Raw genomic sequence first — 22,042 nt, forward strand, 5'->3', positions numbered from 1 at the left:
CTAGGACGCCGACGTGTCGTAGACGAGGCGGATGATCCGGCCGCGGGAGGCGTCGGTGCCGTTGCCGATGGCCTGGCCGGTGAGCCACTTCCCGTCGGTGGTCTTCACCTTGAAGGCGAACTTGTAGTCGGCGTTGCCCTCGCGGGGGACCGAGTCGGCCCGGGTGACCGTAAGGCTCGACGCGACCACCGTGTCGTCCCGGGTGATCGCCTTGAAGAAGGCGGTCTTCTGGGGCTTGCCGAGCTGGCCCGGGTAGACCACCGCGTAGCCCTTGTTGTTGCGGTCCGCCCACCCGGGATCACCGGCGGTACGAGGTGTGTAGGCGAAGTCGAGGGAGTTGTCGGCGCTGTCCGGCATCCAGTTGCGGTACCGGCCGTCCTGCGGAGTACGCAACGCGTCGAGGAGGTTGACGACCTGCATGCGCCAGGGAGCGTCGTGGTACGGGTCCGCCTGTGCGGTCGGCGAGGAGGACGCGGTGTCCTTGGAACCGGACGCGTCGCCGCTCCCGCACCCCGCGAGCGCCAGCAGCGCCGCCGTGATGGCCAGCGCACCTGTGGTTCGGCTTGCCTTCAACACACCGTCTCCGTTCCGGACTGTGGGGAATGGGTCGTTCGTACGGGGGTCAGCCGTGGGAGGCCGTGTTCGCCGACGGGTACACGAGGCGCAGGATCACCGTGGCACCGTCCGGCTTGGTGTAGCCCTCGGCCCGGCCCTCCAGCCAGGCATCGCCGTTGGCGGCGCGGGTCTTGACGACGAAGTTCACCGTCCAACTCTGGTCGGTGCCCGTGGACTTCGATACCGCGAGGCTGGACGGCTGCACCGCTCCGCCGCGGGACACGGCGGTGAGCACGGCCGTCCTGTCCGCTGCCGAGATATCACGGTAGGGCACGTGTGCCAGGCCGTCCGGTCGGTTCGCGCCCGGGTCGCGGGAGGAGAGCGGGGTGTAGGTCAGGCCGTCCACCACCCCGGCGGCCCCGGGGAACCACGCGTCGCCGCGACCCCGGGCCGCATCGTCGAGGAAGGCGGTGAGTCGGCTCCGCCAGACCGCCGGACCGCCGGCCGAGGGGGAACTGCTTCCCGTGGAGGTGCCGTTGACGGCCGTGGGCGGGCTCGGCATGTTCTGCTGGACGAAGAGGAAGCTTCCGCCGACGAAGAGCGCCATCAGGCCGAGCACCGCGCCGAAGAAGATCAGCACCGGCTTGGAGCCACGGCGCAGATTGTCGAGCGCCGCCTGGTGGATCGACTGTGTCCCCTCGCGCCCCCGGCCGTCGTACCTCATCGCTCGCCCCCTTGCCGCACGTCTCTCGCACGCCGCCGCCCGGCTCATGCGCCCCTGAAAGTGCGCCAGTTGTGTCGGAACCGCGTGCTACCGTCTGAGTGTATAGACACTCGAGAAGATAGTCCTAGGAGTCACGGGGGATCCACATGGCCATCGCCTCGACAGCCGAGGCCCGCACCAGGATGACGTCGTTCCGTGACGTCCCTGCCGTGCGGCGGCCCCGATCCGACGACGGACGTGCCCGAAGGCGCGTGGTCCGCCGACGGGTCGGGGCCGTCCTGCTGACGGTGTTGTCCACGTTCACGCTGTGGTTCACGATGGCCACGCCCTCCCAGGCGATCACCGACGACCTGATCTCGATCTGCGGCCCGATGAACGTCCCGGTGCCCGAGAACCGCAGCTCGGGCATCGAGGCCTTCTTCGGCACCAACAAGCCGGATCCATCCATACCGCCGTCGGAGTTCGAGACCTACATCCCCAAGGCGGACAAGCCGTACGACGGACCGGCGCCCTCCTTCCACCGTTACGGGATGTCGGGCCTCACCTGGAACGTCTTCGGCTGGAACCCGGGCTGCTTCTCGGTCAGCCGGTTCATCAGCTTCGTACCCAACACCATCTTCAACGTCTCCAAGACCTTCGCCGCCTTCACCATGGCCCTGCTCGGGTGGTCCTTCGGCAAGGACCCCTTCAGCTTCCTGGAAGGGCCCATCGGCAGCGTGGCGGGAGCCATGTCGAACATCGCCACTCCGTTCCTGGGTCTGGTCGGGGCGCTGGGCGGTATCTATCTGGGCGTCACGAACTGGGGTCCCAACGGACGGGTCACCGCCGTGCTGAAGGGGTTCGGCTGGATGATCCTGATCACCGGGCTCTTCTTCTGGTTCCAGGCCAATCCGACGCTAGTCGGCACCAAGATCAACGGAATCGTCGGTGACGTGACGTCCACCGGCTTCAAGTCGCTCGCGGACCTGCCGACCACCGGAGGCGCCGACCAGACGTCCCTGTGCAACAAGGCCGCCACCGACGGCTCCGCGTCCGCCTCCTCCTGCGTCCAGGACGCCCTGTGGGTGCCGCTGGTCTACGACCCCTGGCTGTACGGCCAGGTGGGCAACGACGCCGCGGCGGCCAAGAAGTGGGGCCCCGAGATGCTCAACGCCCAGTTCGTGGGCGTGACCGCGCAGGGCCGGATCGATGACAAGGGCGCGAAGGTCGTCAAGAAGTCCGTCGAGTGGAACGGCACCGACGACGAGGTCGGCGGCGGATCGAAGTCCGGCTCCAAGGCCTGGGACGGCAACTTCGTCGACGACGTGCCCTATATGAAGCTGTGGGCGAACGACCTGTGTCACGAGGACGGCGACCAGAACCTCCGGATCTGCTTCGGTGGTGAGGACTCTGGCTGGTTCTCCGACAACAAGCGCAAGGTGAAGCCCGAGGACGAGAACGCCATCGCCATCGCGGGCGGCAGCGACTACATGGCTCGGCTCTCGGCGGCCGGTATGAGCGTGATGGGCGGCCTCGTCATCAACGCGTCCGTCTACTTCATCTGCGCCATGCTCCTGGCGGCCAAGCTCGGCGTGTTCGTACTGATGATCTTCGCGCCGATGTACCTACTGCTGGGCATCTTCCCCGGGCCCTCCAGAGTGGCCGCGATCAAGCTGGGCGAGTTGCTCCTGACCAATCTGTTCCGACAGGTCGGCTGGGGTATCGGCCTGGTGATCGTCACCTATCTGGACACGCTCATCCTCGCCCCCGGCGGCGACCAGAACTGGGTGCTGAAGATCCTCACCTGCGCCCTGATGACCGTCCTGCTCGGCGTCTACGCCAAGCCCGCGATGCGGGCCCTGTCCGGCATGGCGATGGGCGACAAGGACGCGGGCGACGCCATCGTCGGCGTCGGGGCCGACTTCGCGAAGAAGGTCGCCCAGACCACCGCGCAGGCGGGCATGGCGGTCGCGAGCAGCGGCGCCAGCCTGGCCGCCGGGGCGGCCACGGGTGCCGTGTCCGCCGGGGCCGCGGTCAAGGGAGCGTCCGTCGCCGCCAAGGCGTCCGGACGCAGCCTCACCGCCTCGGAAGGGTTCAGGGCGGCCGGCCGGGGCCTGCTCAAGAACGCGCCGAACCTGGGCAAGCGGACGCGTTCGGCGATCGGCAAGTTCAACTCCGCCAAGGACGCGGGCAAGGAGAGCTACGAGAGCAAGGACCAGCGCCGGGAGGAGAAGGACGCGATCCAGGCGCTCCAGCGGAGCGAGGCGGCACGCGAGGGCCTGGCCCTGCGCCGCGTCCAGCGCTCCTACGGCGAGGCCCACAACGCGGCGAAGGAGGCGATCGCGGAGCGCCGGCGCATGGGCGACAACGCCGGAGCGGACGCCTTGGAACGCCAGCACTACGAGTCGCTGCGCGATCCCCGCAGCGGTGCCCGGCACCCCGACGACCCGATGCACCCCAGCAACCTGCGGCGCACCGCGACCGGCGGGGTGGACCCCGAGCGGCGGGTGCGTCCCACCCGGCGGGGCGAGGAGATGCTGGCGGACACCTTCTCAAGCCCCCAGCAGGCGGCGAGCAACCTCGACCGTGTGCTGTCCCTGTACGGCAACGCAGCGCACATCGACCACAACCACCAGGCGGGCGTCGCCCTGCGGAGCCTCGCCGTGCAACTCGGGTCCGGCGGCCCGCACACCGAGGCCGCCCGGGTGTCCGCCGCGCAGGCGGTCGCGCGGTACGGGCTGCCGGACAAGATCGACGCCGTCGGTCTGCCCGCCAACACACAGGTCACCTTCGAGGTGATCTCGCGGGTCGCCAACGAACTGCCGGTGACGCCCTCGCGCGAGGCGCTCTCGGAGCGCGGGCGCATGGAGTTCCTCAACCGCGTCGAGTCGCTGGCCCTGCAGATCCCGGTGGCCACGTCGATGTCCACGGCGCTGAACGAGCTGCGGGAGACGCTCGCCAACATGAAGGCGCCCGCCTCCCAGGTGGAGCAGGCACTGCGGAGCGTCCGGCAGGCGGCAGGCCTGGACGAGGGCGCCCTGAACGGAAGGGGAGGCACACGCGGATGACCCACCGCGGCAGACGGCTCGCCCTGGCGTTCATCGCCCTGGTCGTCCTCGGGCTGGTCCTCAACAACATCGCCGGCCGGACGCGTTCCGGCCAGGGGCAGGCGGGCGGCGAGGCCACGGCCCCGGCCGCCCGCCCGCTCGCCCCGCTGTACGTGCCCCGTCCGGCATCGCTGATCTCCGGCGGCTACGGCGGATCGCTGTCCAGCGGGGCGACGCCGCAGGAGGTGGCGCGGGCGTTCGCCGGGTCCTACGTGAAGTACGCCCCGGACCGCACATCGCCGGGATCCTTCGTCGACCGGCTGCCGCGGCTCGCGCCCGGCGCCCGTACGCGGGTGCGCGGACAGCTGGCCCGCGACTGGCGGGACCACCTGTCGAAGCTGTCGGGCGCCACCGCCACGGGCGCCGTCAGCGATCCGAAGAAGGGCGCGGGGCAGGACGGGAGCACCGAGGTCACCGTGGACTTCGTCAAGGGAAAGGGCTCCTCGAACCTACTGCACGTCACGCTCGGCCTGGAACAGGGCGACGCCGGCTGGGTCGTCACGTCCGTATCGCTGGAAGAGGGGTGAGGACCGTGCCGGGTCCGACGGCAGCGGCGAAGGGCGCGAAGAAGAAGACGGCGCGCGACAGGGCGGGCGAGGGTCGGCGGAGCGGGACGGGTGACCGTGCGGCGGACGGACCACGGCGGCTGCGGCGGCCCGTCTCGCCCGCGGCCGCCAAGGTGCTGGAGCATGTGAAGGTCCTCTTCGCGTTCCTGGTCTGGATCTCCCTCGTACGACAGCAGGCGTCCGCGATCGTGAACTGGCAGCTGTACTACGCCCACGCGCTGGTGGCGACCGGGGCGCTGGCCGTCGGCAGCGTCGTCGTGGTGTACACCTATCCGCCGCGGACTCCGCGCTGGCGCACGATCGTATGGACGTTCTTCGCCTCGTCCGCGGGCGGCGCGCTTGTCTATGCGGCGCTCGGCGGGCGGGCCGGCCTGCTGGGCGCCCTGCTCAGCGGTGCGCTGCTGCTGTGGGCGCGCGGCGAGGAACACGGCCGCCGCGCGGTCCGCCGACTGCGGCAACGGCGCTCGTAAGGGGTCAGGCGCCACGCTGTTGCCCCAGGAGACGGGCCTGGTTCCGCTTCAGCTCGGCGAACCGCTGCCGGGCGTACGCGGCGATCTCGTCACTGGGGAACGGCACCATCGACAGGTGCTGGTCGTAGTTCCCCTCCGACCACCGGGCGGCCGTGATCTCGTAGCCCGAGACATGCGCGCACAACTGGAGCAGGATCGGCGGCATCTGCGGTTCGTTCAAGAGGTCCGCGTGCTTGATGACGAGGTCCCGCATGGCCTGGATGTTCGGCAGGAAGACGGTCGTGACCCACAGACGCCATTCGGCGAGTTCCTCGTCGGTGGGCGGTATCTCGTGGTCGAACGGTGATCTGCCGTCGGGGCGGACGTTGCGCTCCTTGAACGCCACGAAGATACGGCTGTTGGCCTCCGTGAGGGCGAACAGGGGCCCGTAGAAGTCGCAGAGCTGCCGGTTCACCCGGGCGAGGCGTTCGTGGCGCTGCGCGAGGCGCAGGCTGTTGAGATACGTGACGACATAGCCGGCGAACGCCAGCCCGATCGTGACAACCACAGCGATCATGAGGAGCGATGCTAGTCCCGGGGCCATCGCCGCGGACGGCGAGCGCCCCAACCCCGGGCGGACCACCGCCGGGGGCGCCCGCCGCAGGCGTGCGTCACCCCGGGACCGGGCCGGTGCCGGCCGCGGGACACCTCGTCCTCGTGGGGCCCGCGGTGGCCGGCCGTCACGCCGGATAGCGTGCCGCGAGGTCCTTGCCCCGAGGGGTGTCAGGCTCCGGGGACTCCTGGGCCAGGGTGATCAGCTCGTCGAGGTTGAGGACACTGCCGTTGTCGTCCACGACCACCCGGTCCCGCAGCGCGAGCAGGCACGAAGTGCGATACGCCTTCGGCCAACTGCGGTTGATGTTCCGCCACACCGACAGGGAGCCCTCCTCCCAGGTGACGCCGGGCGCCGGGGGCGGGGCCGGTGCCTCGGCGGGCTGCGCCGGTGCCGGGGCCGCAGCGGGCGGCGAGGCGGCGGCCCGCCGGTGCTCCGGCGCCGGCTGAGGCGCCGGCTGAGGCGCGGGTGCGGACGCCACCGGCACCTGGGGCTCCTCGACGGGCGCCACGGCCTCCGACACGGCCGCCGCCCGCTCCCGTGCGGCCCGCTCACCGCGCGTCCCGGCGCTCCCCCGCTCACGCTCCCCGGAGTCGCTGATGTGCAGCACCCGCGGCTCACCGGACTCCCCCGCGGTCAGCAGCAGCCGCACTCCGTGCCCCACCAGCGACTGCGCCCTCTCCAGCACGTCACGCGCCCTGCGATGCACCAACCGCTCGGTGTGGAAGGGGCGTTCGTCGCTGCCGCCCTCTCCGTTCGCAACCCGCACCACGAGCCGGGCCCGGCCCCGCTCCCCGTCGACGTGCGCGTGCGCCAGCACGCCGGTCACCGGTGTGCACGCGGAGAGGTCGGCCGCCAGCCGGGCGGTCGAACCCCCGGGAGCCGACATCAGCCACAGGTCGACGGCCGTCCGCTCGACCTCGGCCAGCCAGTCGTCGTAGGGCCGGTCCCCCGTCGGGCCGACCGCCTGAACGGCCAGGCCGACCCAGGCCGTCATGCCCGCGCTGCTCGCGTTGCTCATGGAGTCCCCCCAAGGTTGTGTCAATACACAGTGTACTGTCGAAGACCCGCCGTACCATGGTCGGGAAGCGGCCTTCACGACCCTCGCACCGCACCGTCCACGCGCAACCGCCCCGCCCTGCGGGACGAGCCGCGAAGGGGGCTCATGGACTCCAGCACCGCCCCAGCTCCCGGGACTTGGGCGCCACCGCCACGTCTGACGATCGTGGTGTACGCGAACGGCCGGGCGAGCGTCGGGGGCATCCCCGTGGTCGTACCCGAGGGCAGCGACCTGGCCGTGGTGCGCGCCGCGGCCATGCGGACCGCCGTCGACATGGCCGTGCGGCAGGGCCGGCCCGTCCATGCCCTCGCCCTCGAACCGGACGGCACGACCTGGCCGTTGGTCGTCCATCCGGACGGGCGGGTGGCGGAGGACACCGAGGAGGACACCGACCGCCCCGGGACGGTTCCCGACGACGCCGGGACGGACGTGCGGGCGGCGCCACCGGTACCGCCGGCCGCCCCACGCGACCCGCGTACCGAGACGCTGTTCCTCGCCGCGGAGGCGATGGAGCCGGTGGAGACCCCGCCGCCTCCGGAACAGTTCCGGGACCGGCTGGCGCGAATCGCCGAGGCCGGGGAGCGTGGCCGCATCGAGGCCGCGGCCACGCTCGCCGCGGACCTCGAACGCGAGGCGGCCCTGCTGTACGGGTCCACGCACCCGCACGTCCTGCAGGCCCGCGCCGTACGGGCCCACGTCGGGGTACTCGCGCGGGACTGGGCGCGAGCCGCCGATCTGTACCTCGACATCGCCACCGCCTGGCGGCGCAGGTCCGGAGAGCGCAGCGCACAGGTCCGCAGGAGCGCCGCCAACGCCCACTACTGCTGGTGTCAGGTCACCGACCTGAGCGAGAGTGAGCGCATCGGCGAAGCCGTGGTCCGGATGTGGCTCAAACTGCCCGGCGCGGAGCAGGAGTTGAGTGCCGCCCGTCGGCGCTGCGACCAGCTCCGTCACCGGCTGAGTCTCGGCCTCTGATCACCCGCTGTCCAGGATCGGCGCCTTCCGCACGACCCGTTCCTCATTGATGCACGGAGAACATCCCACTGTGTCGGAACGGTGACGCGACGAGTCCGAATCGCTGTCATGATGTTCCTGCGACCGGAGTTGCTGGCGTAATTGCCGCCCCTCTAGGGGAGTTGTCGGGGGACTTGCTTGTGAAGCGGAATGTCATACACGGATACGCCCGGGGATCCCTCACGCTGGATGTCCGGGAAGACGAGTGGTCCGCGCGCATAACCACCGCGCTCGACGAGACAGATCCGGCGCTGCTCCTGTCACTTCCGCGGGGCCTGTTCCAGGCCCATGACCGGGAGATGCGCCGGGCCGGTGCCTGTGCCGGGACGGCGCTGGACAGCGACACCGAGTATCTGTCGACGGTGTGGGGGTTCACCCGCGCGGACGGGGACGGCGTGAGCGAGATAGCGGAGGTCCCGCTGGTCACCGTACGGGTGTCCGGTAACCGCCTGGCGGTGGACGTCGCCGACTTCCCGTGGCTGATCGGCCGGGCGCCGCTCGCCCTGCCCGAGGAATGGCGGCGCCCTGGCGACGACCGCTGGTGCCTGCTGGGAATCTGCTTCGACGTGGATCTCGACGCATCGGACGCGGAGGAGCGGTTTCTGTCGGAACTCGCCGCCGGAGACGCGGCATTGGGTGAGGTGAATATCGTGACAAAGCTGTGAGGGGTCGATGATCTGACTGTGCCGAACGTCATGGGGTAACGTCTGTACACAACGCGTGGACCTTGTGCGGGAAAGTCCGGCCGGGTCGTCGACGAAGCCACTGGAGGAGCCATGAGCGCTTCGGAAATCCCTCAGCGTTCCCGTTCCCATCGGCGTCGCATGGTGACCGCGAAGGCGGCCATGACCCGCCGCCCGGACGGGGTCGACGAGGAGACCGCGCTCCCGGGCGAACTCGAGCCGCTGGAGTGGACGCCCAACCGGGGCCCGATCACCGAGGAGGAAGCCCTCGGGGTACTGCGCAGGCGCAGGCGCAACGAGCTGAGCCAGGCACCGAAGCGCGAGGGCGCCAAGCGTCCGGAGATCCCCTCGGAGCTGCCGCCCGAGAACGCCCGCAAGGTGCCGGTCGTCAACCGCTTCCCGGCGCGCTATCTGGCCATGGCCCATGCGCGCGCCGAGGTCGAGGGGACCAATCTGACGGCCATCCTCGAAGAGATGCTGGTCAAGTACGCAACAGGCAAGCCCACTCGGCCGGGGACCGTCAGCCGGCGACTGCTGTCCTTGTACACCGCCAAGGACTAGCCTGTCGCTCCGGTTGACGGCTCGCGACCGGTCGGGCGCAGAACGGTGGGAGAACTAGCGTGTCCGAGAACAGCGCCTTCGGCGCGTCGTCGGCCGCCGACCACGATGAGGACGAACTGCCCCCGAGCCACGCGCGCTCCCTCCCGGCGCCGGCCACGCGGCCCTCACCGGCCGCCGGGCAGACACCCGCGCAGCCATCGCAGACATGGCAACCGACGGCCCACCCTTCGGCCCCCGCGCCGACACCCTCACCGGCTCCCGCGCCCGCGCCCGCACCGGCTCCGGCTCCCGCGCCGCTTCCCGACGGCGCCTCTGCGCGCCCGGACCCGATCCCGAACCCGTACGTCAACCCGTACACGGGCCAGTACCAGCCACCCTCCCCGGCCCCCTCGGCCTCCCCCGCGCAGGCCCAACGGCCGGGACTGCTGCGGCTGGTCGGCCGCGGGGGCGCGCGCTCCGCCGGTCCCGAGCAGCAGCGGCTCGCCCGGCTGCAGACGCCCGTGCCGCGTCCGTACCGGATCAGCGTCACGAGCATCAAGGGCGGCGTGGGAAAGACGACGGCCTCGGCCATGCTGGGCCTGACCTTCGCCCACTACCGCGCCGACCGCACCGTCGTCATCGACGCCAACCCGCACGCAGGCACGCTCGCGGACCGACTGCTGGGCGAGCGGATCATGCCGACCGTGCGTGACCTGGTCGGCGCCGAGCGTCACCGCAGGGCCGTCGACGGACAGGGGCTGGTCGATCCGCTGCACATCCACCAGTACCTCGGCCAGGCCGACCGGCTGATGGTGGCGGCGAGCGAACAGAGCCCGGACATCAGTGAGTTGTTCGACGAGGAGCAGTACCGCACGGCACAGGACGTCCTCACCCGGGCCTTCGACATCGTCATCACCGACAGCGGCACCGGTATGAAGCACTCCGCCATGCGGGGCACACTGGCCGCCACCGACCGGCTGATCGTGGTCGCCGCGCCGCGCTACGACGCCGCGCGGCGCGCCGCCAAGACGCTCGACGAGGTGTACGCACAGGGCTATCCGGACCTGGTGCGCAACGCGGTGGTGCTGATCACCATGGACGCCCCGAAGGCCGTCGGCATCAACATGAACACGCTGGTCGAGTACTTCGAGCAGTTGTGCACCCACGTGGTGCGGATCCCGTACGACCAGCACCTGTACGCGGGCGGCACCATCCGGTACGACCAGGTCTCCCCCGCCACCCGGGGCGCGTACATGGACCTCGCGGCGCTGCTGGCGGACGGGTTCTCGAACGTGCTCCCGGGCCGGTGACCCGGCCTCTCAGGTCCCCTGACGCCCGTCCACGAGCCACTTCCCGCCGCTCCTGGTGAGCTTGAGGATCATGCCGGTCTGCGTCGACTCGCCGCCGTTGCTCCAGCTGGTCCGCTCCGCGTACGAGACCTGCACCCAGACTTCGGTGCCGGAGCGCGGCGCCTCGTCCGGGATCACCGTGTGGAGGTTGTCGGCGCTGACCTCGACACGGCTCTTCTTGGCGGCCTCGCACGACACGTCGCACCGGTCGCTGCTGGAGTCCCGGAGCTTCTTGACGTAGGCGGCGGTGGCGTAGGGCTTGATCCGGTCGAGATAGGCGCGCGGGGCCGGGTCCCGCCAGCCGTGCCGGACGTACGCCTGCACGTAGGCGGCGGCCACCGACTCGGGGTCGGTGTAGTCGACCCGACCTTCGCGTGAACCGGCAGAGGCGTCTCCGGCCGGAGTCGCGGTGACCCTGCCGGGCCCCGGGGCCGCGCTCATCGCCGGGGCGGAGGGGGAGGGTGCGGCCGGGTGCTTCCCGGCGTCCTTGGTGCAGCCGCCGACGAGGCCCGCGGCGGCCACCACCGCAAGGCACAGGGCCGCCGTACGGCGCGCGAGCACGGTCCTCACAGCGTCCCCCCGGCGGTGCCACGGTCGGCGACGGCTGCGGCCTTGGCGGAACCCCCGCTGTCCTTGAGCAGCCGCGAGCCGCCGATCCACTGTTTCATCCAGTAGCTGTTCTTGCTGACGTTCTGCACGATCTCGACCTTCGCCCCCGTGTGCGGCGCGTGGATCATCTGGTCGTTGCCGAGATACATGCTCACGTGGTGGATACCGGACTCCGTGCCGTCGCTGCTCCAGAACATCAGGTCTCCCGGTTTGAGGTCCGAATAGTCGCGCACCCGGCTGCCCGAATTCCACTGGTCGCCCGTCCAGTGGCCGAGGCTGATGCCGACCTTGGCGTAGGCGTAGAGCGTCAGCCCCGAGCAGTCGAAGCCCTTGGAGACGCCGCCCGGGCAGTCCGAGGTGTAGGTCGGCCCGTTGGCGTCGCCGCCGCCCCAGCAGTAGTCCACGCCCAGCTGGTCCTTGGCCGCCTGGATCACCTTGCCGACGTCCCCGCTCAGGCCGACGTCCTGGCACTTGATGTCCTTGGCCCGGCCGACGATCTGGCCCGCGACACCCTCCCACTTGGTGTACGCGTCGGGAAAGGCGGAGACCTGGACGGCCTGGGCGGCGGCGCCCTTCTCCATCTGCTGCCAGCCCGAAACGCCGAGCAGTCCCCGGGGATTGGGCGGGCTGGGGTGGGTGGGACCGCCGTAGAACGCCATGGCCGAGTAGTTGGGGTCCATGATCTGGGCGTGCGTGCCCCAGCCGGCGGACGGACGCTGCTGGAACAGGCCGATGCTGTCCCGGTCGCCATAGTCGATGTTGCGCAGCTGGCTCTCCTGAAGGGACGTCATGATGGCGATGACGAGCCCGTCGTCGGGAACCTTCTCCTTCTCCCCGACGTGAACTATGACGGCGGCGTTGCCCATCTGCTCGTCGGTGACCCGGTACGGCCCGACACCGGGAACGTCGGCATGCAGGGTCTGGCCGCCCGGGTCGCACACGGTGCCGCCCGGCACCCCGCCCCCACCGCTGTCGCCGCCTCCGCCCACGGCGGCGCCCAGCATGCCCGCCAGCCCCACGACCGAGCCCGTTCCCGCGACGAAGAACAGACCGCCCCCGCTGAACAAGAACGCGCAGACAAGGAGGATGCCTATGACCGTCTTCTTGTCCACAGCTTGACGTGCCCCCCCGTCCGCGCTACTCAGTGCGCGCTCTTGTGTATATACCTTACGAGCTAGTGTCTATACTTCCAATCACCTTGAGAACCTTGGGCATTGACGGCATCCACTGGGAAGGGACCGACCCGTGACCGAACAGCCGCCACTCCCCACCTCCTCCGCCCATGCGCTCGCCGTCGTGATGCGCGACTACCTCTCCTACGGCGAGAGCGGCATGGCGGACCTGAAGGAGGCGGTGCACTCCCGGAGCCGCAAGCCCGTCATCGGGGCGTTCTGCCAGGAGTTGCGGCAGATCCTGGCCGGTGAGGCGCCCGTGCCCACCGGCGTGATCAACCGGGAGTTCCAGCGGCGCGCCGACGAGGACGCCGCACTCGGCGAGGGTGACGGCGGCGACGCCGTGCACTACGACGACCAACAGGCGTACGAGGCCCTCGCCGACCTGTGGGAGTACCTCGACCTGACCGCCGAGGGCGAGCCGCACGACACCCGCGCCGCTCTCAAGTCGGCCGCGCGCAAGGGCCGTTCACAGCTCCTGTGGATAGACGGTGACCCGGTTCACGCGCTGCGGACCTGGATGTCCTGGCGTTCACTGGCGCTCTTCGTCGTCGGTGTCGTCCTCTGCACCGTCAGCTGGGCGGTGCGTGAACGCATCGACGTCACCTTCCTGCGCGGCCTCCTCCTGCTGCTGTCCCTCGCCGGCTTCGTGATGGCGGGAATCGGGGGCGGGGCCCTGTGGCTGCGCCGCGTCCGCTACGTCAATCCGGACGCGTTCCTGCCGACGGAGGACAGGCCGAAGGACACCCGTCGCTGAGCGGGGCCGCAGCGTGATCGGAAATGGCGTCACCCGCACGGCCTCCGCCGACCTGGTGCGGCCATCGCCGCCATCATGACCGTGCCCAGCAGCGAGCCGGCGCTCAGCGGGTCCGGTCGAGACACCATGGACAGCTCCAGCAGCGCCGCTCCGGACACGAACCGGTACCAGGCAGCCAGGCACTGGATCACGGTGAGGGCCACGGCGGGCAGCGCCGATCCCGCCAGGATCTCCGGCGGGCCACCCTCGGGGGCACGACGATCACTGCTCCAGGGCCCCTTGCCGTCGAAGCGCGAGCCTGCCGAAGGGGCCCGGTGCCCATGCCGCCCCACTCTCGGGGCCGGAGGCTGTCGCACGGCGCTGCACCACAAGCCCGACGTTGCGCTGCTCGACTTCCAGATACCCCCCTATGGGAGGCCATCCAAACCGGAGCCGAGCCTTATGCCTGGCTCAACGGCATCGTCTGCGTGGGCTTTGGCTACCTCGTCGCGGGAGGGATCGCCTACAAGGTCTCCGATGTCCTGTGAGTCCGTCCCGAAGGTTCTCGAACCACACGGGCAGACTGCCCGCTCACTCCGGGACGCCCGGCGTCCCGCCTCGGGGCGCTCGTCGCCGCCCTGATGCTGACGTGACCGGTCGGCCCAGACGGAGGACAGGTACTCCAGTCCAACGGTCACGGCGGCCAGCGCGTCGGGGGCCGACCCGCCGACGCACACCAAAGCGGCACCGGCCGTGAGGACGGCCAGGAATGCAATGGCGGGGCCTTCGCTTGGGGGCGTCAGGCCAGGCGGAGTCAGTCGTCGGCCTTGTCGCGGTACTCCTGCGTCATGTCCCAGACGGGCTTGAGGAATTCGTCGGTGCAGGACATAGGGCGCAGCCGACGAAACGGTTGCGTTCCGACGTCGAATCGACCTACCCTCACGTCACGACGATACGGTACCGTCCCGACGTAACCGAAGAGAAAGGTAAGGAGTCCGGCGTCGGACCCGGTGTCCGGGCCCGACGGGAGGCCGGACGTGCGCGCCCCCTTCCTCGGCCGAAAGCAGCGGATGTGAGTCAAGTTCTCGATGCACCGCCCCCGACGTCGGCCCCGGCTGACGAAGACCTCGCAGCGCTGGCCGTCGGTCACGGCCTGTCGGTGAGCGGCGCCCGGCCCTGCCTGACGGAGTATGTGCGTCAGCTGTGGGCGCGGCGTCACTTCATCAGTGCCTTCGCCACCGCCAAGCTGACCGCCAAGTACAGCGAGGCCAAGCTCGGCCAGATCTGGCAGGTGGCGAACCCGCTGCTGAACGCCGCGGTTTACTACTTCATCTTCGGCATGCTGGTGGGCACCGCGCACGGTGTGCCGGACTTCCTGCCGTTCCTCGTGACGGGCGTGTTCGTCTGGACGTTCACCCAGAGCTCGATCAGGCGTCATGTGGAGCATCGACAAGACGCTCAAGCACAAGCCGTACCTGCTCAAAGTCACCCTTGAGTCCAACCCGGCCGCGGTCTACATCGACCTGATGCGCTACGCGCTGATCGACAGCTTCAAGGCCCGCCGGCTCCCCCACCACGTGTGGGCGTACGCGGTCGGCTGGGCACTGCCCTTCGGCGTCGGCGGGTTCATCTACTTCTGGAAGGCAGAGGAGAAGTACGGCCGTGGCCGAGCAGAACACCGAGTTGGTTCCCACTGTGAGACGCGGCCGGCATGCGAAGCGGCGCGCGTCGGGCGGGTTGATGCGCTCGTCGGCGATGATGGCGATGGCCAGCCTGGTATCGAAGGCCACGGGAATGATCCGCCTTGTATTGCAGGGCGCCGCGCTGGGGACGCTGGCGGTAGGCGGTGCCTACAACACGGCCAACACGCTGCCGACCAGCCTGTACATCCTGATGATGGGCGGGGCCCTGAACTCAGTCCTGGTTCCGCAGCTGGTGCGGGCTCGGGCCGAGCATCCCGACGGCGGACGAGCGCATGAGCAACGGCTGGTCACCCTGGTGCTCAGCGTCCTCGCGATCGGCACGGTGGTGGCGGTGTGGTTGGCACCCCAGATCGTGAGCCTGAACACCCCGGACGCTCCGGGCAGTCATCAGCTGTTCGAGCTGACCGTGGTCTTCGCCCGGTTCTTGCTGCCGCAGGTCTTCTTCTATGGGCTGTTCTTCGTCCTCGGGCAGGTCCTCAACTCCCGGGGTAAATTCGGGGCGATGGCCTGGGCTCCGGTACTGAACAACGTCGTCCTGATCGCCATGTTTGGCCTGTACATGTGGCTAGCGCCGGCCCCTGGCCACGCCGCCGACGTCACGCCCGGCCAAGTACGCCTGCTGGGTATCGGCACCACGGCGGGCATCGCGACGCAGGCCCTGTGCGTTATCCCGGCTCTCACCGGTACCGGGTTCCAGTGGCGGCTCCGCTTCGACTGGCGCGGCGTCGGCCTCGGCAAGAGTATGAGCGCGGCCCGCTGGACCCTGCTGTTCGTGCTGGTCAACCAGGTCGCCCTGACGGTGGTGACCCGCTACGCCAACGACGTCGACGCGGCACTGCCCAACGCCGGTGCAGGCAACAGCGCGTACTTCTTCGCACAGAACATCTGGACGCTGCCGCAGGGCATCATCACGGTCTCCCTGGTCACCGCGATCCTGCCGCGGATGAGCCAGGCCGTAGCTGAACGCCGCCTGGACGATCTACGCGAGGACATCTCCAGGGGCCTGCGCATCACCGGCGTCGCCATCGTCCCCGCCGCATTCTTCCTCCTGGCTTTCGGCCCCCAGATCGCCACAGTGATGTTCTCCTACGGCAGCGGAGGCGCGACCTCGGCCCAGCCGCTGGGCCACATTGTGCAGGCGTTTGCCTTGGGCCTGGTCCCCTTCTCTGCCCAATACCTGCTACTGAGGGGCTTTTACGCCTTCGAGGACACCCGGACTCCGTTCTGGATGGCCGTGTGGATCTCCGCTCTCGACATCATCCTTGCCACCGGCTGCCACCTGCTCCTGGCCGCTCGCTGGGCCGTCACCGGCATGGCTGCGGCCTACGCCGCCTCCTACGCGATCGGCCTGCTGATCACCGCAGTGCAGCTGCGCCACCGCTTGGCGGGCCGCCTGGACGGCAAGCGCCTACTGCGCACCTACGCCAAGCTCACCTGCGCCGCGGGGACAGCGGGCGCCATCGGCTGGACAGCGGCCCACGCCTGCGACGGTGTCGTCGCAGCCCCGTCGGCGGACTCCCTCCTAGCCCTCATGGCAGGGGGAAGCGTCATGCTCGTATCGTTCCTGCTCCTGGCCCGCATACTGCGGATCAGCGAACTTCGGAGCCTGCGGGGGCTACCTGGCCAGGCGTGACCGTCAACTGAGGCTCTCCTCGTAGCCTGAAGACCATGGCTGCGGGGGAAGTTGGGGTCATGGCAGAGAAGCTTCTGCCGTCATGGTGGCGAATGACCTTCAGTGCTCACGGCCGCCTGTGTGAGGCACATCGCATCAGTCCATCGTGGGTTTCACCGCCTCAATGTGACATGATCACGCTCCTAAACGCCGCCGCTGACCACGGCGGTTTGAACATCAAAACGGGAACTTTCAACGTAATGCGTACACGTACAGCGATTTCTGCTGACTCTGCCTCCCCCCTGGCCGCTGCGCTTGCTTCCACCAGTGCGCCCGCCTTCGCCGCTGACGGTGAGGCCGCCAGCACCTGATGCCCCAGCTTGATGTGTCAGCTGAGGCACCGTTTTCATCTTCTACATGCAGGTCATGCGACTGATCCAAGTCGGTGATCTCGTACGCGTGCCTCTCGCGGACAGTCACCTGTGCTCAAGATCGCCTGCCTACGGGCGACCTCGGCGTTGATCAGCACTAGCAGGGCGCGCAGAAGCGCGGCCGCGTAACGCGCAGACGGGCAGCACTCAGTGAGTGTGCGCCAGTTCACGTGTCCCGTATACGCGCCTTGTATACACTGAATGGATAGTTGCATCGTGATCATCGGCCTCCCCCCACTCGGCCTCCCTGGACCTGGCACGTGTCAACGGCGGCGGCGCGCGGCCGACCTCGGCATCCGCATCCGGCGAAAGTCCGATGCCTGATGTCAACTGCCGTTCGTGCACAGGAGCCAGGCGCTGCCATTGCCGTCACCGCCGATTCGCCGCGCGTCGGTCGACGCTGGGAGTGGCCACTGCTGGTGGTCTGCGCCGTGTCCGCACTCGTGGTGGGCCTGCTGTCGCCTGCCGACACCTCGCAGGAAGCGTGGGGCCTGGCAGCCGCATTGGGATACGGCTGTGCCGCACTCGTCGCGGCGAGGTCGTCCGCGCCGTGGGCACCGGCCCCCGCCGTGGTCGCGGTCGTCGGTGCGGTCGTCGTGCCGCTGGTCTATCTGACGGTGATCAGCAAGGAGCAGATGGAGGTCGGCGTCGTGGAGCGGGCGGCCGACCTGCTGTTCGCCTCCGGAACCCCGTACCACCCCACACCGCACGTGGTACGGGACTTCAATCCCTACCTTCCCGGCATGGCGCTCTTCGGCATACCGCACATGCTGTTCGGGGAAAGCCCGTTCACCAGCGCCCGGTTGTGGTTCCTCGTCGGCTTCCTCGCGGCCGTAGCAGGCGCGATACGGGTGCTGACCAATGGTCGGGAGACAGACGCCGGCCGGGTCAGCACCCCGCGCGGGGTCACCGGCAGGACGGGCGTGTTGTGGCTGATCGCCTGTCCCGTCGTCGCGCTGCCGCTCACCATCGGTGGTGTGGACCCGCCAGTCATCGGATTGATGTGCCTGGCCCTGGCCTTCACGCAGCGCGGCGATGCCGGACGGGCGGGGCTGGCCCTCGGCGCGGCGGCCACGCTGAAGTGGACCGCCTGGCCGGCCATCCCGGTGCTCGTCGCCGTACTGGCGGTACGCGGCGGACAGCGGACCGCGGCCAAGTGCGCGGCGGGAACCGTGGGGATCGCCGTGCTCGCCGTCCTGCCCTCGGCTCTGGCGGACACCGGTGCCTTCTACCGCAACGTCGTTCTCTACCCCTTGGGCCTCGGTCCCACGGCATCGTCCGCGCAGAGTCCTTTGCTGGGGCATCTGATCACGGTGCTGGTCCCGCACGGCAAGGCGGTCACGATGGCACTCATCGTGCTGAGCGCCGCGGGTGTGGGCCTCTCGCTCCTGATCCGCCCACCGAGGAGCGCCGTGTCCGGTGCCGACCGACTGGCCCTCGGCCTGACCTTGGCGATAGTGCTGTCTCCTGCCACCCGCATCGGCTACGCCATATACCCGATCATCCTGCTGACTTGGCCGCGCTTTGCCGCCGCCCTGTCGGCGGGCGTACTCGGCAAGCAGTCGCACGGGACGGGCCGGCGGCTGACCAGCGGGCGTGACGGTGCGTACCAACCCGTCGGCTTCCTGTCGTACCGCTCGCCCTGGCCGGCCGTGCACCCGCCGAGCGCGGCCACCACGGCGGCGCCGAGCAGGTCGCCGCTGATCACCTGCCAGCGCTTGGCCTGCGTGTCTGAAAGGGCACTCGCGTGCAACGCCAGGACCACGGAAGGGTGTTGAGGAAGTGACGCGAGGCGCATCTGGCCTGATCTTGCACTGTGACGCGACCAGATCACCGGACTTCACGGGTTCAACCTGCGTAACCGGAGCAGAACGTCACCTTCGATGCGATGCCGGTTGCAAGATCAATAAATTGGTGTGATCATGACAATGATCGAGGCGCTTCACCAAGCCTTCACAATCAACTATCGGTGGCGGATCAGCATGGTTGGGGCCGCAGCGGGGCAACGCTGCGGCCCCACCCCCGCCATCGGTCTGCACATCAGGAGGAGACAGTGATGACGGAGCACACTCAGCCCGCAAGACGGGCGCGGACCACCATAACGCGCGTCGCTGCGTTCACGGGGGCGGCGATCGCGGCCGTAGCCCTGTCCGCGCCGTCTGCGATGGCGAGCGGCACGAGCCCCAGGCTCAACGGTTGCTACTCCACGTGGGGGAGCACGGGATCGGTGGGCCACTGCGTCTCCGTGACGGTGGCCGGCCAGTACAAGAACCGCGGCGTGTGCACCTTCGGTAACGAGGACTCCATCTGGACGGTCTTCGGGTACGGGGCCTCGAACCCGAAGTGGGGCGGAGTCGAGTGCACCTTCGACATCTCGAAGTCCTACATCATGTACACAAATTGATGCGTCTCGGCAGGTAGAGGTGATGTGACCGGGTGCCGCCCTCGGGTGGCACCCGGTCGCGCATGTGAAAGGAACAACGTGGAACCGATCGCATCGCTGTCGGGACTCGCTCAGGGCTACGGCCGGAACCGGGTGATCACAGGACTCGACTGGGATCTCGGCATGGGCGTCTATGGACTTCTGGGCCCCAACGGTGCGGGAAAGACAACGCTTCTCCGCACCCTCGCCACGGTTGCCCCTCCCCAGGAGGGAAGCCTGGAGATCTGCGGCAGAAAGGTGAACTCCGAGCGGTCGGCGAGGGCGGCGCGCCCTATGATCGGCTACCTGCCTCAGGAATTCGGATACTATCCGACCTTTTCGGTCTACGACTTCGTCAGGTACAGCGCGTGGCTGCGCGGGGTTCCCGACCGTGAGGCGCACGGTGCGGCTGTGAAGGCAATCGCATCCGTCCTTCTAGACGGGCGGGCGCAGGCCACGATGAAGTCTCTCTCCGGTGGCATGCTGCGGCGCGCCGGCATCGCCGCGGCCATCGTCGGTTCGCCGAGACTCCTGCTCCTGGACGAGCCGACCGTCGGGCTGGACCCGGAACAGCGCTTGCAGTTCCGCGAGCTGATCAGATCGCTGACGGGTTCGGCGATCGTGCTGAGCACACACCTCGTCGAGGATGTGGCGGCTGTATGCGACCAGGTCGTCGTCATGCAGTCCGGAAGGTTCCTCTTCCGCGGCACACCCGAGGCCCTTGCGGGCAACACCCGATCCGGAGTGGCGGGCGACAGCCCGTTGGAGCGCGGCTACATGGCGGCCTTGTCAGGGCAGGGGGAGCTTTCCTGATGCGTATCCTCTGGATGGAGTTGCGGCGCTCTCCCCTGCGATGGTGGTTCCCCGTCCTCGTCGCTCTGGACGTGGCGGTCCTTTTCGGACGGGCTCAATGGTGGATCGGCATCTGGCCGCAGGCCAGCGCGGCGGCTCAGGTACCCGCCTTCTACCTCGGCCCGTTCCTGGGGGCCTACGCGGCGTGGGCTTCCGGCCGGATCCACCGACTCGGCTTCGAGGACCAGCACACGGCGGGAGCCAGGCCCAGATGGCAGGTCGAGGGAGCGCACATCGCAGCAGTCGCCGTTTACGGTGGCGTCTCCTACGGCGTGGGCGCCGTGGTTGCCGCCGCGGTCAGCTACCACGACGCCGGACCCGGATTCCTGTGGCCCAGTTACCTGCTGCTGGGTGCGGCGCTCATCCTTCTGTGCATCGCTGTCGGCCACCTCGCCGGACGCTGGTTCCCGTCCGCTTTCGCCACCCCAGTCATCTCCGGCCTGGCCTCCTTCGTCGTAGTGACGATGAACGGCGGCCCCATGAAGGTCGGCCTGTTCGTGCTCTCCGGCGCCCCTGCCATGGAAGTGACTCCGGGACGTCTTGCCATTCGATGGGGTCTGGCGCTCTCCGCGGTGGCCGTGGCCGTTCTCACGCCACGCGTACTGCCCGGATACACCGGCGAACGCGGAAAGGTGATCGCCAGACTGCCGGCCATCGGCACCTCGGCACTCGCCGTCGCATGCCTGGCAGGCGTGCTCACAGCAGGACCCGTGCAGACGGCGCGAGCGAATCCGAGTGCTCCGCTGTGCACGCGCACCGAGCCGAAGATCTGCGTGTGGCCCGAAGAGCGCATCTACCTGCCGCGACTGGAAGCGATGGCACGGCGCATGTCCGCGCTTCCTCCGGTCATCAAATCTCCCTCGGCGTTCTACGAGCAAGGACTGAGGGGCGACAAGGCACAGGACATCGACTTCTCGATCTTCGAGGGATCCATGTGGGAGGCGGCCGACAGCATGTCCATCGCCATCTCCCGGACCTCCACGCCGCCCTTCTGCCACGCGGTGGACAGCACGAACGAAGACCGGCGCATGCAGGCGTACTTCCAGCTCGACTCCTGGCTCGCAGCCCGGATCTCGGGCGCCGGGCAGCCGGCCGACATTCATGGGGGGCCGCCCGGTGTCGACCAGGCAGCGATCGCAAGGCTGATCAAGCAGCCCGAGCCGACGCAGGAGGACTGGGCGAAGAAGCAGATCAAGGCGATCGAGGGTACGCGCTGTGCCTGATCTCCGCGAGTCCTGGATCCGCTACCTGCAGGCTCATCGCTTCCGCGGAATCGCCGTGGGCTGGGCGCTGGTGATCGCGTGCGACGTGGCCTTCGGAGCCACCCGCCTCGACTTCCCCTTCAGCGGCAACGGATCCTCCAGCACCCCTCTGAGACACGAGATGCCCCTCGCCCTGGCCGTGATCGCCGTAGGCGGCCTCGGCAGCGCCATGGACTCCCTGGAGGAAGCGGCGGCGAAGGGTTTCAGACGAGTCGAGATCACCTACCTCGTCGGAGCCGTCACAGTGGCGGCGCTGCTGCTCGTCGCGGCCGAGGCACTCGTCAGCCCCATGGACACCGTGCTGCTTCTCCTCCGAGGCTTGCTGATCTGGGTCGGGCTCGCCCTACTGTCCGGGCGGGCATGGGGATGGAGATTCTCCTGGATCCTTCCCCTGGTCACCCTGTTTCCCCTGACCTACTGGCAGGTCGATGGCCTTGGGCGGTTCCGGTGGTGGGACTGGACGGATCAGCCCGGACACTCGCTCCCCTGCTGGTGGATCGCGATGGGCAGCCTGCTCGCGGGCAGCGTCGCGATAGCGCTGACTCCGTGGCGCGTCGTCCGGTTGCGTCGCGTATTTCGGCGGAGCAGGTAGCCAGCGGGGGAA

General features: G+C 69.2%; 22 protein-coding genes and 1 pseudogene. 15 read left to right on the plus strand and 8 right to left on the minus strand.

Features of this window, described 5'->3' with window-relative positions; translation table 11 throughout:
* Together ASC56_RS28565 and ASC56_RS28570 are read right to left on the minus strand one after the other, a co-directional pair.
* Entirely contained in the window at nt 1-573 is a 573-nt protein-coding gene (locus tag ASC56_RS28565) for a hypothetical protein (protein ID WP_159039712.1), read from the minus strand.
* A gap of 49 nt (nt 574-622) precedes the next feature.
* Nucleotides 623-1,279 carry a hypothetical protein gene (locus ASC56_RS28570; protein ID WP_055494468.1) on the minus strand — a complete coding sequence of 219 codons (657 nt, stop codon included), beginning with the start codon at nt 1,277-1,279 and terminating at the stop codon, nt 623-625.
* A gap of 146 nt (nt 1,280-1,425) precedes the next feature.
* Here ASC56_RS28570 and ASC56_RS28575 point away from each other — a divergent pair, with 146 nt between their 5' ends.
* From ASC56_RS28575 to ASC56_RS28585, 3 genes are read left to right on the plus strand one after another with little or no spacing between them, the layout of a single operon-like run.
* Nucleotides 1,426-4,326 (plus strand): hypothetical protein, encoded by a 2,901-nt coding sequence (locus ASC56_RS28575; protein WP_055494469.1) that lies wholly within the window; start codon nt 1,426-1,428, stop codon nt 4,324-4,326.
* On the plus strand, nt 4,323-4,892 hold the full coding sequence (locus ASC56_RS28580; protein ID WP_055494470.1) for a hypothetical protein: 570 nt from the start codon (nt 4,323-4,325) through the stop codon (nt 4,890-4,892). The genes ASC56_RS28575 and ASC56_RS28580 overlap by 4 nt, the downstream gene beginning before the upstream one ends.
* Before the next feature lie 5 nt (nt 4,893-4,897).
* Nucleotides 4,898-5,401 carry a hypothetical protein gene (locus ASC56_RS28585; protein ID WP_159039713.1) on the plus strand — a complete coding sequence of 168 codons (504 nt, stop codon included), beginning with the start codon at nt 4,898-4,900 and terminating at the stop codon, nt 5,399-5,401.
* Nucleotides 5,402-5,405: 4 nt separating this feature from the next.
* On the opposite strand, the gene ASC56_RS28590 is transcribed toward ASC56_RS28585, so the two are convergent.
* Both ASC56_RS28590 and ASC56_RS28595 read right to left on the minus strand, forming a co-directional pair.
* A complete protein-coding gene (locus ASC56_RS28590; protein ID WP_055494472.1) occupies nt 5,406-5,957 on the minus strand; it encodes a hypothetical protein in 552 nt (183 codons plus the stop codon).
* A 163-nt stretch (nt 5,958-6,120) separates the two neighbouring features.
* Complete coding sequence (locus tag ASC56_RS28595; RefSeq protein WP_159039714.1) at nt 6,121-7,014, minus strand: hypothetical protein; 894 nt, start codon at nt 7,012-7,014, stop codon at nt 6,121-6,123.
* Between the two features lie 144 nt (nt 7,015-7,158).
* On the opposite strand from ASC56_RS28595, the gene ASC56_RS28600 reads away from it, so the two are divergent.
* The 4 genes from ASC56_RS28600 (at nt 7,159) to ASC56_RS28615 (ending at nt 10,600) form a co-directional block, all read left to right on the plus strand.
* Nucleotides 7,159-8,028 carry a hypothetical protein gene (locus ASC56_RS28600; RefSeq protein ID WP_159039715.1) on the plus strand — a complete coding sequence of 290 codons (870 nt, stop codon included), beginning with the start codon at nt 7,159-7,161 and terminating at the stop codon, nt 8,026-8,028.
* 179 nt (nt 8,029-8,207) lie between these two features.
* Nucleotides 8,208-8,732, plus strand: a complete 525-nt coding sequence (locus ASC56_RS28605) for a hypothetical protein (RefSeq protein WP_055494475.1) — start codon at nt 8,208-8,210, stop codon at nt 8,730-8,732.
* A 159-nt stretch (nt 8,733-8,891) separates the two neighbouring features.
* The gene (locus ASC56_RS28610; protein ID WP_055494476.1) at nt 8,892-9,311 is read left to right on the plus strand and encodes a hypothetical protein; all 420 of its coding nucleotides are present in this window, start codon (nt 8,892-8,894) and stop codon (nt 9,309-9,311) included.
* A gap of 59 nt (nt 9,312-9,370) precedes the next feature.
* Nucleotides 9,371-10,600: a MinD/ParA family protein gene (locus ASC56_RS28615; protein ID WP_055494477.1), complete on the plus strand. Its 1,230-nt coding sequence runs from the start codon at nt 9,371-9,373 to the stop codon at nt 10,598-10,600.
* A 9-nt stretch (nt 10,601-10,609) separates the two neighbouring features.
* Here the strand turns inward: ASC56_RS28615 and ASC56_RS28620 are convergent, their stop codons facing one another.
* A complete protein-coding gene (locus ASC56_RS28620) occupies nt 10,610-11,209 on the minus strand; it encodes a hypothetical protein (RefSeq protein ID WP_055494478.1) in 600 nt (199 codons plus the stop codon).
* A complete protein-coding gene (locus ASC56_RS28625) occupies nt 11,206-12,360 on the minus strand; it encodes a C40 family peptidase (protein WP_055494479.1) in 1,155 nt (384 codons plus the stop codon). Before ASC56_RS28625 ends, ASC56_RS28620 begins: the two co-directional genes overlap by 4 nt.
* Before the next feature lie 133 nt (nt 12,361-12,493).
* Between ASC56_RS28625 and ASC56_RS28630 the strand changes: the two genes are divergently transcribed.
* The gene (locus ASC56_RS28630; protein ID WP_055494480.1) at nt 12,494-13,177 is read left to right on the plus strand and encodes a hypothetical protein; all 684 of its coding nucleotides are present in this window, start codon (nt 12,494-12,496) and stop codon (nt 13,175-13,177) included.
* A gap of 29 nt (nt 13,178-13,206) precedes the next feature.
* Here ASC56_RS28630 and ASC56_RS40735 read toward each other — a convergent pair whose 3' ends face one another.
* Both ASC56_RS40735 and ASC56_RS42875 read right to left on the minus strand, forming a co-directional pair.
* Nucleotides 13,207-13,533, minus strand: a complete 327-nt coding sequence (locus ASC56_RS40735) for a hypothetical protein (protein WP_159039716.1) — start codon at nt 13,531-13,533, stop codon at nt 13,207-13,209.
* 437 nt (nt 13,534-13,970) lie between these two features.
* The gene (locus ASC56_RS42875; RefSeq protein WP_267887640.1) at nt 13,971-14,099 is read right to left on the minus strand and encodes a hypothetical protein; all 129 of its coding nucleotides are present in this window, start codon (nt 14,097-14,099) and stop codon (nt 13,971-13,973) included.
* 129 nt (nt 14,100-14,228) lie between these two features.
* Here ASC56_RS42875 and ASC56_RS38500 point away from each other — a divergent pair.
* From ASC56_RS38500 to ASC56_RS28670, 7 genes and pseudogenes are all read left to right on the plus strand, one after another.
* Nucleotides 14,229-14,823: pseudogene (locus tag ASC56_RS38500) on the plus strand (ABC transporter permease); the annotation flags it as partial.
* The gene (gene murJ / locus ASC56_RS28645; RefSeq protein WP_267887641.1) at nt 14,819-16,492 is read left to right on the plus strand and encodes a murein biosynthesis integral membrane protein MurJ; all 1,674 of its coding nucleotides are present in this window, start codon (nt 14,819-14,821) and stop codon (nt 16,490-16,492) included. The pseudogene ASC56_RS38500 and the gene murJ, both read left to right, overlap by 5 nt.
* An 841-nt stretch (nt 16,493-17,333) precedes the next feature.
* Complete coding sequence (locus ASC56_RS28650; protein ID WP_234377098.1) at nt 17,334-18,680, plus strand: glycosyltransferase 87 family protein; 1,347 nt, start codon at nt 17,334-17,336, stop codon at nt 18,678-18,680.
* Between the two features lie 278 nt (nt 18,681-18,958).
* Complete coding sequence (locus ASC56_RS28655) at nt 18,959-19,306, plus strand: hypothetical protein (protein ID WP_159039717.1); 348 nt, start codon at nt 18,959-18,961, stop codon at nt 19,304-19,306.
* 78 nt (nt 19,307-19,384) lie between these two features.
* Complete coding sequence (locus ASC56_RS28660) at nt 19,385-20,137, plus strand: ATP-binding cassette domain-containing protein (protein ID WP_234377099.1); 753 nt, start codon at nt 19,385-19,387, stop codon at nt 20,135-20,137.
* Nucleotides 20,137-21,399 (plus strand): hypothetical protein, encoded by a 1,263-nt coding sequence (locus tag ASC56_RS28665; protein WP_055494483.1) that lies wholly within the window; start codon nt 20,137-20,139, stop codon nt 21,397-21,399. The genes ASC56_RS28660 and ASC56_RS28665 overlap by 1 nt, the downstream gene beginning before the upstream one ends.
* Nucleotides 21,392-22,030 carry a hypothetical protein gene (locus ASC56_RS28670; protein ID WP_055494484.1) on the plus strand — a complete coding sequence of 213 codons (639 nt, stop codon included), beginning with the start codon at nt 21,392-21,394 and terminating at the stop codon, nt 22,028-22,030. The genes ASC56_RS28665 and ASC56_RS28670 overlap by 8 nt, the downstream gene beginning before the upstream one ends.
* Nucleotides 22,031-22,042 lie beyond the last annotated feature (12 nt).

This window comes from Streptomyces sp. TP-A0356, assembly GCF_001417775.1.
GTDB lineage: Bacteria > Actinomycetota > Actinomycetes > Streptomycetales > Streptomycetaceae > Streptomyces.

Excerpts from the sequence above, each read along its gene's own strand:
- ASC56_RS28570 (WP_055494468.1), bottom strand. The coding sequence starts at position 1,279 with ATGAGGTACGACGGCCGGGGGCGCGAGGGGACACAGTCGATCCACCAG.
- ASC56_RS28575 (WP_055494469.1), top strand. The coding sequence starts at position 1,426 with ATGGCCATCGCCTCGACAGCCGAGGCCCGCACCAGGATGACGTCGTTC.
- ASC56_RS28580 (WP_055494470.1), top strand. The coding sequence starts at position 4,323 with ATGACCCACCGCGGCAGACGGCTCGCCCTGGCGTTCATCGCCCTGGTC.
- ASC56_RS28590 (WP_055494472.1), bottom strand. The coding sequence starts at position 5,957 with ATGATCGCTGTGGTTGTCACGATCGGGCTGGCGTTCGCCGGCTATGTC.
- ASC56_RS28595 (WP_159039714.1), bottom strand. The coding sequence starts at position 7,014 with ATGAGCAACGCGAGCAGCGCGGGCATGACGGCCTGGGTCGGCCTGGCC.
- ASC56_RS28600 (WP_159039715.1), top strand. The coding sequence starts at position 7,159 with ATGGACTCCAGCACCGCCCCAGCTCCCGGGACTTGGGCGCCACCGCCA.
- ASC56_RS28610 (WP_055494476.1), top strand. The coding sequence starts at position 8,892 with ATGGTGACCGCGAAGGCGGCCATGACCCGCCGCCCGGACGGGGTCGAC.
- ASC56_RS28655 (WP_159039717.1), top strand. The coding sequence starts at position 18,959 with ATGACGGAGCACACTCAGCCCGCAAGACGGGCGCGGACCACCATAACG.
- ASC56_RS28665 (WP_055494483.1), top strand. The coding sequence starts at position 20,137 with ATGCGTATCCTCTGGATGGAGTTGCGGCGCTCTCCCCTGCGATGGTGG.